This is a genomic window from Leucobacter coleopterorum (assembly GCF_011382985.1).
In the GTDB taxonomy this organism is placed as follows: domain Bacteria; phylum Actinomycetota; class Actinomycetes; order Actinomycetales; family Microbacteriaceae; genus Leucobacter; species Leucobacter coleopterorum.
Window position 1 is genome coordinate 1,090,009 of the sequence record NZ_CP049933.1, and the last position, 13,211, is coordinate 1,103,219.

Genomic DNA, 13,211 nt, shown 5'->3' on the forward strand with positions numbered 1-13,211 from the left:
AATTGCGCTCACACCTCGGGGAGGTCGCGCAGCGCAGCGAGCGGGACGGGCTGCGCGACCGGGCGCTTTGCCGACGTCCGCAGTGAGTCGGCTGGGTCCGAAGCCGACATACATGCCACCGCGAAACCGCACACGCGACCCTGGCACCAGCCCATACCGGCGCGGGTGACACCTTTCTGCGCACGCAGGTCTTCGGCCACCAGCTCGGCGTTCCCGCGGCGCAAGGCGCCCGCGGGCACCTCTTCGCAGCGGCACACGAGTGTGTCTTCGTCTACTCGGTCTTGCCAGCCTTCGGGCACGGGATGCGCGCGGTGCATGGCATCTGCGAAGGCGCGCTGCCTGGCGACGCTGCGACGCTCGGCAGCGGTAACCGAGGCGGCAGCTGTGTCCGCGGCCGAGCCAACGGCTTCTGCCCCGCGGCACGCCCCGCGATCCTGCCCTCTAACACTGCGAGCACAGCGCCACCCACACCGGTGAGTTCGCCAGCGAGAAACAGGCCAGGCACAGACGAGCGGCCGACACCGTCAACCACGCCTACAAGAGAACCATCTGTGTCCACGCGGGTCTCGACGCCCAATTGCACCGGTAGCTCCATCTGGGGGGTGAACCCCCATCCGAGGCCGACCCCGTCGATCCCCTCGATGAGGCGAGAGCTGCCCGAGACGAGCGCACCCCGCGCGTTGACGCGGGCGGTGCGCACGGCCTCGACTCGATCGGTGCCGAGAATCTCGGTAATGACGGTGCGGGTTCGGTAGGGGATCCGGTGGCGCAAGAACGCCGCCGCGTATTCGCCGCCCTCAAGCGCTTTTGAGGGGACCCCCGCTGCCCGGTGCGCGCGTGGAATCCAACCCGCGAGGCTGGCCGCCTCGCAGACTGCGGCAACCGAGCCACCCGCCTGCACAATGTTTGCGGCGACGGGCAGCAGGAATGGACCCGTACCGGCAATGACGAACCGCGACCCCGGAAGCATGCCGTTCTGCTTTACGAATGCCTGGATGCCGCCCGCCGCCATGACGCCGGGCAGATCCCACCCCGGCACCGGCAGCTGGCGGTCGTAGCCGCCCGTCGCAAGCACCAGCTTGGATGCGCGCAGCGAGGGAATTGCCGCGGTACCCGAGCCGTGGCTTGGCGCGAGTTCGAGGGCGAAGCGGGAATCAGTGAGCTGCCGCGCGAACCAGACACTCGTTGACGGCAGGTAGCGGATGCTGCCCGATGCAACACCCTCGTCAAACGAGGCGCGCAACCGCAGGTAATCGCTCCAGCCGTGGTGGAACGCACCATCGTCGGTGACTCCCGCGGCCTCGGAGCGGTGCCGCCAGAATTGGCCGCCCGGCTGCTCAGCGGAATCGATGACGGCAACACTCGCGCCCTGCGCGACCGCGGCGCTCGCCGCGGCGAGACCCGCGGGGCCAGCACCGACAATCGCGACGTTGACGTGGGGAGGAGTCTGAACCCGCCGGGTCTCGTTCACGCGTCTGCCTCCTGACCGGGACCCCGCGACGGGCGAATCTGCATGCCCTCTTGCAGCGGAATCATGCAGGCCCGCTGGCCCGATTCGCCGTCGATCTCTACGACGCAGTCGAAGCAGACCCCGATGCCGCAAAAGAGCCCGCGAGGCTTTCCGTCGCGGGTGGTGCGCCAGGCGGGTTGACCGCTCGCCAAGAGTGCCGCTGCAACACTTGAGCCCGCCTCAGCGGTGAGGGGCTCGCCGCAGAATGACGCCTGCACTTGCGCGGCAGCCTCGGTGTTTTCGCCGGGTAGGGTGCTCATACGGTGACCTCCTCGAATCGTTCAGGGCGGAAAGGATCGAGCGAAAGCTCGGACGTATCGCCCGCGAGTGCCTGCGCCAGCAGTTTGCCTGTGCCAGCGGCGAGGCCGATCCCCGCCCCTCGTGCCCGCAGGCGTGCCACAGCCCGGGCGCGCGCGGGTCGGGGCCGATGACCGGAAGATGGTCTGGGCAGTACGGGCGAAAGCCGTGGTAGTGGCGCAGGATCCGCGTGCGCTCTAAAAACGGGAACAGCTGGATTGCGTTCTCGGCGATGGTGCGCAGGGCCTCGGGGCTCACGGTCCCGTCGAAGCCGACGCGCTCGCGGCTGGAGCCGATGAGGATCGTGCCCGCCGGAGTGCCCTCAACGACGGGGGATGCCTGCAGTCCGGCGTCGGAGCTGCCGACGTTATCGACATACTCGGCGGCGTACACCTTGTGGTGCACCATTGGAGGCAGCGGTTCGGTGACGAGCACAAATCCGCGCCGCGGTTTGACGGGAACGTTGACGCCAGCGAGTGCCGCGATCTCTCCAGCCCAGGTGCCCGTCGCGTTGACGATGTGCTCGGCAAAGAAGTCGCCGTTGGGGTACGCACACCGGTGATTCGGTCACCATTCCGGAGAAAGCCTGTGACCGGGGTGCGCACCTCAAGTTGTGCCCCGGCGGTCCTCGCGAGGCGGAGTAGCTCACTCGCGGCGAGGATCGGCTGCACCTGGCTGTCTTCGGGGTAGTAAGCCGCGCCGAGTGCGCGGTCGGTGACGTTCGGCTCAAGCTCGCGCAGTTCTTCAGGGGAGAGTGTGCGCGACGTGATCCCGAACGACCGCTGCGCCGTGGAGAAACGATCAAGGGACGCGAGACTCGACTCCTTCGAAGCGACGATGATGCCGCCCTTTGACTCAAACTCCCAGAGCGCGCCGTGTTCTGCGAGTTCACCCTTCCAGAGACCGAGCGAGTAACGGGTGAGTTCGAGTTCTGGGCCGAGCTCTTTGTCGGAGACCAAGATGTTCCCCTCGCAGCGCGAGGTGGTGCCGCTCGCCGGAAGGTCGCGCTCAATGACACGGACTGACAGCCCCGCCCTGGCTACAAAGTAGGCGGTGGCGGCTCCAATGATGCCGGAGCCAATAACTATCACGTCCGTGGTTTTTGTCATGTGTCGCTGTCTGCCTTGCTGTTTTCGGGGTACCCGTAGCCCACGAGTTGCGGGTGTGGGCGATGTGCTCGTGCATGAGATGTTCGGCGGCGTCTGCGTCGCCGGCCCTCAGCAGTTCGATGAGTTGCTGGTGCTCCTGCGCGGAGTGCGCGAGCAGCCCGTTCTCTGCGAGTGTTGCGATGCCGTACATGCGCGCCCTGATGCGGAGGGAAGTTGCGAGATTCGCGAGTTGAGGGTTGCCGGACTGCTGCAGCAGCAGTGCGTGGAACTCGCGGTCATCGCGAAGGTACTCGACAAGGTCACCACGCTTGGCGGCCTCCTGGCAAGCCTCCGCCAGTGCGACCAGCTCTGCGTGAGTGCCGTCATCGATGTTGCCAACGACCAACTGCATGGCCGGGGGCTCGATGAGGCGACGAAGCTGGGCAAGGTCGTCGAGGTCAGCATCGCTCATGGTCGTGACCCGAAAACCCTTGTTTTTGATCGTCTCGACGAGACCCTCGCGCACCAGATCCATCATGGCCTCGCGCACAGGGGTCGCGGAGACCCCAAGTGCCTGCCCCAGGGTTGGCGCTGAGACCAGCTCGCCCTCAGCGATCTCGCCCGTGATGATGGCGGTGCGCAACTGCTCGAGGACCGTCTCGCGCAGGTTAAGTGGTCTGGTGAGTGGCCTCAGGGGTGAGTGCTGACCCTCTTTGGACGCGTGAAACGGTGGCATGGTGGTCTCCTCAGTGCAGTCTCATGAGCGCTACCTCAGCAGCGACGTTATGCTGACCGTCCCTCGGTGAACACCGCGGCCGCACAAATGAGATCTTCCCACGACATACCGACTCCGGTATAGCAGGCAGGCCGCCCCGGGGTACGAACGAAGCGACCAGCAACCAGATCTTTCAGGTTCGCCGGTGGAGTGTTCTCCCAGTCGGCGTCTGAAAGAGCTGTCGACAGGTTGCCGTTTTCAGTGCGGGCCGACTTGCGACCCTCCACCACGATGTCGGAGCGAGCCACAAGCGCGTCATCGAGTTCGCGGGCGTCGAGTCCGTGGGTTCCGACGGCCGCAACAATGGCGTTGTCGCGAACGAGCGAACCGTCGAAGAGCGGGGTTGTTGAGGTGGTGGTGCAGAGGATCACATCCGCCTCACTCACAGCAGCGTCGCGGTCGGCAGCGTGACCGGATCCGCGATCTACTATGTCGAGTTCTGGGAACTGTGCGATGAGCTGTGCGACGCGCTCGGGGCTGCGCCCGATGATCTCGAAGCGCGCCGAGGGATACAGCGCGTGCGCGGCGGCGACGTGTCCGATCGCTTGAACGCCGGCGCCGAACACGAGAATTCTGGGACTCTCGGGGAGTTGCTGCTCGGGGGTTTTCACTGCCGCTGCGATGCGGCTGACCGCGAGCAGGGCAACGGCTGGGGTGCGGATCGCCGTCAGACTCGCGCCCTCAAGCACCGCGGCGGGGGCGAGCGTGTCAGAGGAATAGAGCACGTAGAGGCCCTGGATTTTTTCGAGACCGCGGGCAGGGTTCTCAGGGGCGATTGTGAGCGCCTTGACCCCACTGAACGCACCGCCCTGCGCAGGCATCAGCAGAAACTCGCCGTTTGGGGCCGGGCTGAACAGGCGCGGGCCGTCTTCTTCGGGGTCAACATCGTTCTGGAGTGCGCTTTCGAGCGCCAGCACCGCGCGATCGTAGGGAAGGAGCGTGCGCACCTCATCGGCGTCGAAGTAGGGGAGATTGGTCACAGCAGAAACCCTTTCGGAAACGGGTCGGTGGGATCGAGAAAGTACTGCGCGGTGCCGGTCACCCAGGCTCGCCCCGTGATGGTCGGGATAACCGCGGGTTTGCCCGCAACCTCGGTCTTGGCGGTGAGCCTGCCGGTGAAGCGGGAGCCGATGTAGGACTCGTTGACGAAGTCGGTGTCGAGTGGCAGTGCTCCGCGCGCGTGCAACTGGGCCATGCGTGCGCTGGTACCGGTGCCGCAGGGGGAACGGTCAAACCAGCCCGGGTAGATCGCCATCGCGTGCCGCGAGTGCTCCGGGGTGGATCCGGGTGCCTGTAAATACACGTGGTGGCAGCCGCGAATGTCGGGTCTCTCGGGATGAACCGGTTCGTCGGCGGTGTTGATGGCGTCCATGATGCTGTGGCCCGCCTGAAGAAGCTCCTCCTTGTTTGAGCGATCCTCACGCCACTCGATGCCGAGCTTCTCAAGCTCAACGATGGCGTAGAAGTTGCCGCCGAAGGCGAGGTCGTAGTCGACCTTGCCGAACCCCGGCACGTCAACTTGTGCGTCGAGCCGCTCGGCAAACGAGGGTACGTTCACAATGGTCACCCGCTCGGCGTGGCCGTCGCGCACGGCAACCTCCGCAACAACGAGCCCGGCTGGAGTGTCGAGTCGAATAGTGGTGACCGGCTCCGTGACCTCAACCATGCCCGTTTCGATGAGCACCGTGGCCACGCCGATCGTGCCGTGGCCGCACATGGGTAGGCAGCCCGAGACCTCAATGTAGAGCACACCCCAGTCGGCGTCGGGTCGTGTCGGGGGCTGCAGAATGGCCCCGCTCATCGACGCGTGCCCGCGCGGTTCAAACATGAGCAGCTGACGGATCTCGTCGCTGTTCTCCATGAACCAGGTGCGGCGCTCCGCCATGCTGTCGCCGGGGAAAACGCCAACACCACCTGTGATGACTCGGGTGGGCATGCCCTCGGTGTGGGAGTCGACCGCGTGAAAAACCCGGGACGTGCGCATACTGGGCTCCTGTTGTGCTCGGTTGAAGAGGTGAGTGGGTGATGCAGAGGGGTGAGGATCCGGGCGCTCAGATCCTCACCCCATTACAGCGAGGTTACTTTCCGTATCCCTTGGCTACTGCAGCCTTGGTTTCGGCGATGATCTTGTCAGCGGTGACCTGCGGTAGGGGCAGACGTGGCGGGCGGCACGCGCCACCTTTACGACCGAGCACGTCCATCGAGAGCTTGATGGCCTCGACGAACTCAACCTTGGAGTCCCAGCGGAGCAGCGAGTGCAGGTCGCGGTAGATCTCTTGCGCGCGCACGAGGTCTTGCACGTTACCCGAGGTGCAGAGATTGTACAGCTCGATGCAGCTCTGCGGGATTGCGTTCGGGTAGCCCGAAACCCAGCCGACGGCGCCCGCAAGACCAACCTCGAGTACGGTGTCATCGGTGCCGATGAGGATGTCGATGTCGGGTGCGAGCTCCTTGATCTCGTAGATGCGGCGGGGATCGCCGGAGAACTCCTTGACACCCACCATGTTGCCCGCTGCGTGAATCTCTGCAATGAGATCGGGCACAAGGTCAACCTTGGTGTCGATGGGGTTGTTGTAGCCAACGATGGGTAGGCCGACCTTGCCGACGGTGGCGTAGTGATCTTTCACCTGCTCGCGGTTTGCACGGTAGGTGTTCGGGGGAGCAGCATGACACACTGCGCGCCGGCTTCTGCGGCCTGCTCTGCCCAGTGTGCTGACTGAAGCGCGCCGTAGGCACCAACACCTGCCATCACGGTGAACCCCTCGGGGGAGGCGTCGACGGCGGTCTTGATGACCTGCGCACGCTCGGCCTCGCTGAGGTTTTGGTACTCACCAAGCGAGCCGTTCGGGGCAACGCCGTCGCAGCCGTTCTCGGCGAGCCAGGCGACGTGCTCGCCGAAGGCGTCAAAATCTACGGAGAGGTCGTCATTGAAGGGGAGCGCGGTGGCGACGAGGACTCCGTGCCAGGGCTGCGTTTTCTCGGTCATGTGGTGCCTTTCAATAGGAGTGATGGTGGGTAAAAATCTTTATAAGGTGTGACATTGCACAATGTAGCACCTTGGCTGGGGCTTGGCAAGAAGGTGGACTTTTGGTGTTGCTTTCACCGCGATTCGCTTGCCCTGGCTCGCCATGGCGATTATGTTATGTGACATGGCACTTATTGAGTGGTGGCACTGAGCTTAGAGATCGCTTCTGAGCTGTGGCACAACCTGGTCTGTCGCTTTCTTGAGCGCCATGCTCACCTATCCAATGACGGAAGGAAACATCTCGAATGGACGAACTGCTGAGGGTCATCGGCTCCATCAATACGGCAATCTGGAACCCCATGGCCTATCTTGCGCTGGGGCTTGGGTTGTTTTACACCGTGTGGACCGGAGCGGTGCAGGTGCGGCATCTGCCGTCTCTCGTCAAAGTGCTGCGTGAGGAGAGTAAGGGGGAGGGTGAGATATCCAGCTTTCAAGCGCTGATGCTCACGCTCTCGAGCCGTGTTGGTGTTGGCAACATTGCGGGTGTCGCGACGGCCATAGCCGCCGGCGGTCCGGGTGCGCTCTTCTGGATGGTCGTGATGGCACTGTTCGGTGGGGCGACAGCCTTCGCCGAATCAACCCTCGCGCAGATCTATAAGCGGCGTGTTGGTGGAGAGTACCGCGGTGGCATCCCCTACTACATCGAGAAGGGGCTTGGTCAGAAATGGTTAGCCGTGGTTGCCGCGGTGGCGACCCTTGTGTTGTACTCGGCCCTCGCTCCCGGGGTGCAGAGCTTCAATATCGCGAACAGCATGGGGGTGGGCTTTGGCCTGCCGGGCTGGGTGAGCGGTCTTGTTGTCACCGCTCTATTTGCGCTTGTGGTGCTGGGCGGTACGAAGAGGATCGCCGCGGTCGCCGACAAGGTGGTGCCCATCATGGCCATTGGGTACCTACTCATGGCGCTCGTGATCATCATTATTAACATCGCTGAGGTGCCCGCGGTTTTTGCTCTGGTCTTCTCAAGCGCGTTTGGTGTGCACCAGGTGTTTGGTGGCATCGTGGGCGCCGCGATTGCGTGGGGTGTGCGTCGGGCGGTGTTCTCGAACGTGGCCGGTGTTGGTGAGGGAACCTACGCCTCTGCCGCGGCAGCAGTGTCACACCCGGCAAAGCAGGGGATTGTGCAGGCGTTCTCCGTGTACGTTGACACCGTGCTGGTGTGCTCAGCGACCGGAATCATGATCCTCATGACGGGAAGCTACAACGTGATTACCGAGGCAGGCAAAACGCTCGTTGAGAATCTTCCCGGGGTGAGTGCTGGCACAGCCTACACGCAGTCCGCGATCGAGACGATTCTGCCTGGCTTTGGGCCAGGATTTGTGGCGGTCGCACTGTTTCTCTTTGCGTTCACAACACTCATCGCCTTTAACTACATCGCCAGCTCTGCCACAGCCTATCTGTTCTCGGAGCGCTCGCTGCCCCTGGCAACACGCGTGATGCAGATCGTGATGCTCGCCATGGTGTTCTTTGGTGCGGTTGCGCCAGCTGATCTCATCTGGGGGCTCGGCGACATTGGCTACGGCACGCTTGGCTGGGTCAATATGATCTGCTTGATCTTTCTTGCGGGCATCGTTCGTAAGACACTCAAAGACTATGACCGCCAGCGGAGAGCTGGACTCGATCCAGTGTTCGACCCGATTAAATTGGGTATACGCGGCACAGAGGTGTGGAACACTGCGACACCCACAAATAGTGTTCGCATTGCCATGCTCTACAACGAAGAGCTTGAACGCTCTCGAAGCTAGACACTGATGCTTGAGAGCTCGGAGTGCTGGGCAGGCGTCACTGAAACGAGTGGCCGGTGGCATGATTTGATGGGTTCTATGTGTCTAGGGCTTACATAATTAGATTCGAGAGTGAGGACCGCACGACGATGAATGACATCTGGTACCCGATCGGGCAGAAACTTGTGGCACGTGATCTGTGGGTGGAGACGCCGCTCGATTGGTCGCAGCCCGACGGTGAGACCATACGGGTCTACGCCCGCGAGGTCGTCGACGCGACGCGCCAGGGAGAGGATCTGCCGCTGCTCGTGTTTTTGCAGGGCGGCCCCGGCGGCAAGTCACCGCGTCCGCTCGATGCTGATGGCTGGATCGCGAGCGCTGTGAAGCGGTTCCGTGTGATCCTGCCCGACCAGCGTGGCACGGGCAGATCGACGCCGCTCTCTGCTGCCGATTTTGCCGTGCTCACACCCGAGGAGGGTGCGCGACGACTCGCGCTGCACCGTGCTGACTCGATCGTGCGTGACTTCGAGGCGCTGCGGGAGCGACACTTTTCTGGTCGGCAGTGGTGGACTCTGGGGCAGAGCTACGGTGGGTTCCTCACGCTGCAGTACCTGTCGCACTTTCCGCAGTCCGTCGTGGCGTCGGCGATTACGGGAGGTATTCCGAGTATCGATCCCGACCCGGCGGTCGTCTACGCCCGCACCTTCCCGCGCATCGCTGAGAAGAACCGCCTATTCCGTGCGCGGCACCCGCAGTTGGTCGCGCGGATCGACCGCGTTGCAGATCTGCTAGCGTCGAGCGACGTGCGGTTGCCGTCGGGGGATCGGCTGACTGTGCGGCGACTGCAACTGCTGGGGCTGGATTTTGGCATGAAGCCCGGGTTTGATCGCGTGCACTGGATCTTTGATGAGGCGTTTGCCGACGAAGCCGAAACCCGGTTGAGCGACGTGTTCCTTGCAGAGGTTGAGGCCGCCACGAGCTTTGCGACCAATCCGTTGTTCATCGCGCTGCAGGAGGCGATCTACGGGCCGGGTCCTTCTGCTTGGGCGGCGCAGCGGGAGCGCGAGCGTCACCCCGAGTTTGCGGAGGACGCTCGGCCGCTGAGTTTTACCGGCGAGACAGTGTTTCCGTGGATGTTCTCGGAGATCTCACCGCTTCGTGGCTTTGAAGCGGCGGTTGAGCATCTCGCGACGCACGAGCAGCCGATCGAGCTCTACGATGTCGCTGTGCTCGCTCGAAATGAGGTGCCGGTTGAGGCGGCGGTCTACTACGACGATATGTATGTCGACGCGCAGCTGTCGCTTGAAACGGCGGGCCGGATTGCCGGGCTTCACGCCTGGGTCACTAACGAGTTTGAGCACGACGGGCTGCGGCTGGGCGACGTTGCGGAGCGTCTGTTCGCAGCCCTTGAGGTGCGCCTCGGCGGCACGAAGCGCTCGCGCGAACTGTAAAGACCTGAACGGAGAACACATGTCACAGCAAGACGCTGGCATTCAACTGACCGGACTCGCACAGCAGGTGCTCGTGGTCGACTGGGAATCGAGCATTCCCATGTCGCGCGCGGTGCGTCGCGATCCGCGCATGCCTAAACTCACAGAGGTGCCGGGTTTTACGAACTGGCTGCGTGAGGGCTGGGGCGACGCCGATCGGACCCCGCATCTGGAGGACGGCGCCGTTGCTGCGGCTGCCGCGCACCGCCACCGACTATCGGAGGCCCTGCCGGGTCGCACCCTGGTGATCACGGCGGGCCGCGCGCAACTGCGAGTGGGGGACACCTTCTTTGAGTTCCGCGCTGATAGCGACTTCCTGTGGCTGGTCGGCCACTCGGTCGAAGATGGTGTGCTGGTAATGAGTCCCGTCGCCGGTGGGCACGAGGCGACGCTGTACCTGACACCGCCCGCGCGGCCTGGAGACACCGCGTTTCACGCCGACGCCAATCACGGCGAGCTATGGGTTGGTCCGCTGCCCGGACTCGCTGAGCTTGAACCCGCGCTGCAGCTTCACACGGCGCCACTCTCGGAGTTGAACGTGGCTGACGACGCGCTCGTCGCGGGTGCTCCCGTCGTGGGCATCGGGGCCGGTCGCGCGCTTGACGGGTGGGCCCGCTCGGGCTGCTTGCTCGGGTGATCTCGGAGCTGCGCGCGTTCAAAGACGAGTGGGAGATCGCCGAGCTGCGCAAAGCGGTCATCGCCACCGCAGAGGGTTTCGCCCAGGTGCGACGCGAGATCCCGCGCGCGGTTGAGGGCGGTGGTGAGCGCTGGCTGCAGGGCACGTTTGACCGCTGGGCGCGCACGGTTGGCAACGGCCCTGGCTACGCGAGCATTGTTGGATCGGGCGCGCACGCCCCCATCTTGCACTGGGTGCGGGCCGAGGGTGAGGTGGGCGCAGACGAACTGCTGCTGCTCGACATGGGCGTGGAGAACCGCAGCGGCTACACCGCCGATGTGACCCGCACGATTCCGGCCTCTGGGCGTTTCAGCCCCGAGCAGCGTGCCGTGCACGATCTTGTTGAGAAGTCGCACCGAGCTGGACTTGACGCTGTGCGCCCGGACGTCTCTGGGCAGATTTTCACGCGGCCTGCATGGAGGTTATTGCGCAGGGGCTTCACGACTGGGGAATGCTGCCGGTCTCGGTTGATGAGGCGCTCTCTGAAACGGGGCAGCACCACCGTCGCTACATCGTGTGCGGTGTGGGCCACCACCTCGGTCTTGACGTGCACGACTGCGAGTCGTCGCGCTACGAGACCTACCTCGGCGGCACGATCCAGCTCGGCATGGCGCTGACGGTTGAGCCCGGGCTGTACTTTCACGCCTGGGATGAGACGGTGCCGCCCGAGCTGCGCGGCATTGGTGTGCGCATTGAGGACGACCTCGTGGTGACCTCCGACGGCATCGACGTGCTGAGTGATGTGCTGCCGATTGATGCTGCCGGGCTTGAGGCGTGGATGGACCAGACCAGCTAACACCTATCGCTGTTCAACGTAGTGAGCGCCTCCGCGTGCAACTCGGGCGTCGCCGCGGCGAGGAACGTGGAGGTCGAGTGTAGCGTAATCGGCTCCCCGAAGCCGTCACTGCACTTGCCTCCCGCTGCCTCGATGATCGGGGCTAGCGCGCAGACATCGTGTGGGCCAGTGGTGCCGCTCTCGATCGCCAGGTCGAGCGCGCCCGACGCTAGGCGCCCGCACCCGAACGCCGCCGCACCGAACACCCGCCAGGCGGTGAGCGCGTTGAGGCGTTCTCGACCCGCGAGGTGAGGATCAAGCACAACCTCGGGGTTGCTCCACGACACGGTGGCCCCCGCGACCGTCGTGCGCCCGCTCGTGTGCACCACCTCACCGTTGTGTGTGGTGACCCCGCCGCTGACTCCAAGCCAGCGGTCATCTGTTGCGGGTGCGTCGATCAGGCCTACCACGGGGGTCCCGTTGTGGCAGAGCGCGATGAGCGTGGTAAACACCGGAATGCCGGCGATGAACTGCTTCGTGCCGTCAATGGGATCCATGATCCACACAAACTCTGCGTCAGGCAGCTCCGCAGCAAACTCCTCGCCAACGATGCCGTGGTCGGGGTAGCGGTGGTGGATACGGTCGCGCAGCATCTGCTCAACGGCCCGGTCGAACTCGGTAACGGGACTCGCGTCGTCTTTTGTGTCGAAACGACGAACCCGATGGTGGTCCGACAGCGCAGCTCGGGCCGTGTTGGCGAGTTCGGCGATAAACGCCATGAACTCGCCAACACGAGAGTGATCGGCAAACGTCACCACTGCTGCGTCTACCGCGCTCAGTTCTTTGCCCATGAGGAGAGGAACGTCTCGCGACCCTTGGCATCTTCTGGGCCGTGAATGTCGACGATAGTGAGGTCTTCGAGCTTCTTAAAGTCAACGAACTCGGTCGGGTCGATGTCATCTCGAACGGGGCGACGGAACGATTGCTTCAGGTTTTCTTCCTGTGCTTCCTTCGAGAGGATCACGTCGATCAGCTGCTTTGCTGCCGCCGTATGCGGCGCACCCTTCACAACAAATGCCGAATCGTACTCAACGAAGGTGCCGTCCTCGGATACACCATTTCGATCCCTGCTTGCTCGCCAGCGACGTAGGGGTAGATGTTGGACTCGTACGCAATAGCCACGGCGTATTCACCCTGGGCCACCGCCGGGTACACGTTGCTTGAGTTTTCGGTGACCTCGAGATTCTCCACAAGTTTTGTGAAGTCGTTCTCGCCGAGCACCTTCGAGGCCCCGTAGAGTGCCGTGAGCGCCGTCGAAGATTGGCTCGGATCGGCAACGATCACTTTGCCTTTCCACTTGGGGTCAGTGAGGTCTTTCCAACTCGTTGGAGCCTTCCCGCCGTCAATCTGGTCGGTGTTGGCCATCAGTGCAACAACGTGGGTGTTGGTGGGAACCCACCGATCCTCGGCGTCCAAGAGATCTGCGGGGATTGCGTCGGCCTCGGGTGAGCGGTACGGTTCCGCAAACTCACTGAAATCGGCAAACGTGGTCGCGGGGGCGCTGTAAAACACGTCCGCGGCCGGAGCGCTCGCTTCGCTCTTGATGCGCTGCAGCAGTGGACCCGAGCTGCCCGTGACGGCTTCGACCTTCAGTGACGGATCGCTCGCTGCCGCTGCCGAGGTCACAACCCCAACCGTCGTTTCGTTGTTAGAGGTGTACATGACGGCCTTCGAGGTCTCGGCTGCGGAGTCACCACCCGAGCAGCCTGCAAGAAGAAGAGCGGTGGCGACGATGCCAATGCTCGATGTGATGGCGTGGGACAGTTTCATGGGGGTGCCTTTCTAAGGGAGGGC

At 63.7% G+C, this 13,211-nt stretch carries 14 protein-coding genes and 4 pseudogenes; 5 read left to right on the forward strand and 13 right to left on the reverse strand.

Annotated elements, in window-relative coordinates; all coding sequences use genetic code 11:
• Window positions 1-8: 8 nt before the first annotated feature.
• From G7066_RS15235 to G7066_RS17790, 10 genes and pseudogenes are all read right to left on the reverse strand, one after another.
• Window positions 9-299: a bacterioferritin-associated ferredoxin gene (locus G7066_RS15235; protein ID WP_205881529.1), complete on the reverse strand. Its 291-nt coding sequence runs from the start codon at window positions 297-299 to the stop codon at window positions 9-11.
• Entirely contained in the window at window positions 272-1,471 is a 1,200-nt protein-coding gene (locus tag G7066_RS05110; protein ID WP_205881530.1) for an NAD(P)/FAD-dependent oxidoreductase, read from the reverse strand. The genes G7066_RS15235 and G7066_RS05110 overlap by 28 nt, the downstream gene beginning before the upstream one ends.
• Window positions 1,468-1,770: a (2Fe-2S)-binding protein gene (locus tag G7066_RS05115; RefSeq protein ID WP_166329542.1), complete on the reverse strand. Its 303-nt coding sequence runs from the start codon at window positions 1,768-1,770 to the stop codon at window positions 1,468-1,470. Before G7066_RS05115 ends, G7066_RS05110 begins: the two co-directional genes overlap by 4 nt.
• Entirely contained in the window at window positions 1,767-1,910 is a 144-nt protein-coding gene (locus G7066_RS17360) for a hypothetical protein (protein WP_341873862.1), read from the reverse strand. Before G7066_RS17360 ends, G7066_RS05115 begins: the two co-directional genes overlap by 4 nt.
• A gap of 29 nt (window positions 1,911-1,939) precedes the next feature.
• Window positions 1,940-2,326, reverse strand: a pseudogene (locus G7066_RS17365) (NAD(P)/FAD-dependent oxidoreductase); the annotation flags it as partial.
• Between the two features lie 83 nt (window positions 2,327-2,409).
• Window positions 2,410-2,916 (reverse strand): annotated as a pseudogene (locus tag G7066_RS17370) (NAD(P)/FAD-dependent oxidoreductase); the annotation flags it as partial.
• Window positions 2,816-3,631, reverse strand: a complete 816-nt coding sequence (locus G7066_RS05125) for a GntR family transcriptional regulator (RefSeq protein ID WP_166329544.1) — start codon at window positions 3,629-3,631, stop codon at window positions 2,816-2,818. The gene G7066_RS05125 and the pseudogene G7066_RS17370, both read right to left, overlap by 101 nt.
• Window positions 3,632-3,678: 47 nt before the next feature.
• Complete coding sequence (locus tag G7066_RS05130; protein WP_166329546.1) at window positions 3,679-4,650, reverse strand: ornithine cyclodeaminase family protein; 972 nt, start codon at window positions 4,648-4,650, stop codon at window positions 3,679-3,681.
• On the reverse strand, window positions 4,647-5,654 hold the full coding sequence (locus G7066_RS05135) for a proline racemase family protein (protein ID WP_166329548.1): 1,008 nt from the start codon (window positions 5,652-5,654) through the stop codon (window positions 4,647-4,649). The genes G7066_RS05130 and G7066_RS05135 overlap by 4 nt, the downstream gene beginning before the upstream one ends.
• A gap of 94 nt (window positions 5,655-5,748) precedes the next feature.
• A pseudogene (locus G7066_RS17790) lies at window positions 5,749-6,656 on the reverse strand (dihydrodipicolinate synthase family protein).
• 284 nt (window positions 6,657-6,940) lie between these two features.
• Between G7066_RS17790 and G7066_RS05145 the strand changes: the two are divergent.
• From G7066_RS05145 to G7066_RS17390, 5 genes and pseudogenes are all read left to right on the forward strand, one after another.
• On the forward strand, window positions 6,941-8,437 hold the full coding sequence (locus G7066_RS05145; protein ID WP_166329550.1) for an alanine/glycine:cation symporter family protein: 1,497 nt from the start codon (window positions 6,941-6,943) through the stop codon (window positions 8,435-8,437).
• A 128-nt stretch (window positions 8,438-8,565) separates the two neighbouring features.
• A complete protein-coding gene (locus G7066_RS05150) occupies window positions 8,566-9,867 on the forward strand; it encodes an alpha/beta fold hydrolase (protein WP_166329552.1) in 1,302 nt (433 codons plus the stop codon).
• 19 nt (window positions 9,868-9,886) lie between these two features.
• Entirely contained in the window at window positions 9,887-10,543 is a 657-nt protein-coding gene (locus G7066_RS15240) for an aminopeptidase P N-terminal domain-containing protein (RefSeq protein WP_205881531.1), read from the forward strand.
• 86 nt (window positions 10,544-10,629) lie between these two features.
• Window positions 10,630-10,893 (forward strand): annotated as a pseudogene (locus G7066_RS17385) (M24 family metallopeptidase); the annotation flags it as partial.
• A 104-nt stretch (window positions 10,894-10,997) separates the two neighbouring features.
• Window positions 10,998-11,378 (forward strand): M24 family metallopeptidase, encoded by a 381-nt coding sequence (locus G7066_RS17390; protein WP_341873865.1) that lies wholly within the window; start codon window positions 10,998-11,000, stop codon window positions 11,376-11,378.
• Here G7066_RS17390 and G7066_RS05160 read toward each other — a convergent pair.
• Genes G7066_RS05160 through G7066_RS05170 form a run of 3 tightly spaced genes read right to left on the reverse strand, consistent with a single transcriptional unit; the run spans window position 11,375 to window position 13,187 of the window.
• Complete coding sequence (locus tag G7066_RS05160; RefSeq protein ID WP_205881532.1) at window positions 11,375-12,208, reverse strand: inositol monophosphatase family protein; 834 nt, start codon at window positions 12,206-12,208, stop codon at window positions 11,375-11,377. The genes G7066_RS17390 and G7066_RS05160 overlap by 4 nt on opposite strands.
• Window positions 12,193-12,426, reverse strand: a complete 234-nt coding sequence (locus G7066_RS05165) for a hypothetical protein (RefSeq protein ID WP_166329554.1) — start codon at window positions 12,424-12,426, stop codon at window positions 12,193-12,195. Before G7066_RS05165 ends, G7066_RS05160 begins: the two co-directional genes overlap by 16 nt.
• Window positions 12,423-13,187 (reverse strand): extracellular solute-binding protein, encoded by a 765-nt coding sequence (locus tag G7066_RS05170; protein ID WP_166329556.1) that lies wholly within the window; start codon window positions 13,185-13,187, stop codon window positions 12,423-12,425. Before G7066_RS05170 ends, G7066_RS05165 begins: the two co-directional genes overlap by 4 nt.
• Window positions 13,188-13,211 lie beyond the last annotated feature (24 nt).

What these genes read in the sequence shown, in the direction of transcription:
- G7066_RS05115 (WP_166329542.1), bottom strand. Translation starts at nt 1,770, where the DNA reads ATGAGCACCCTACCCGGCGAAAACACCGAGGCTGCCGCGCAAGTGCAG.
- G7066_RS05125 (WP_166329544.1), bottom strand. Translation starts at nt 3,631, where the DNA reads ATGCCACCGTTTCACGCGTCCAAAGAGGGTCAGCACTCACCCCTGAGG.
- G7066_RS05135 (WP_166329548.1), bottom strand. Translation starts at nt 5,654, where the DNA reads ATGCGCACGTCCCGGGTTTTTCACGCGGTCGACTCCCACACCGAGGGC.
- G7066_RS05145 (WP_166329550.1), top strand. Translation starts at nt 6,941, where the DNA reads ATGGACGAACTGCTGAGGGTCATCGGCTCCATCAATACGGCAATCTGG.
- G7066_RS05150 (WP_166329552.1), top strand. Translation starts at nt 8,566, where the DNA reads ATGAATGACATCTGGTACCCGATCGGGCAGAAACTTGTGGCACGTGAT.
- G7066_RS15240 (WP_205881531.1), top strand. Translation starts at nt 9,887, where the DNA reads ATGTCACAGCAAGACGCTGGCATTCAACTGACCGGACTCGCACAGCAG.
- G7066_RS17390 (WP_341873865.1), top strand. Translation starts at nt 10,998, where the DNA reads ATGGAGGTTATTGCGCAGGGGCTTCACGACTGGGGAATGCTGCCGGTC.
- G7066_RS05160 (WP_205881532.1), bottom strand. Translation starts at nt 12,208, where the DNA reads ATGGGCAAAGAACTGAGCGCGGTAGACGCAGCAGTGGTGACGTTTGCC.
- G7066_RS05170 (WP_166329556.1), bottom strand. Translation starts at nt 13,187, where the DNA reads ATGAAACTGTCCCACGCCATCACATCGAGCATTGGCATCGTCGCCACC.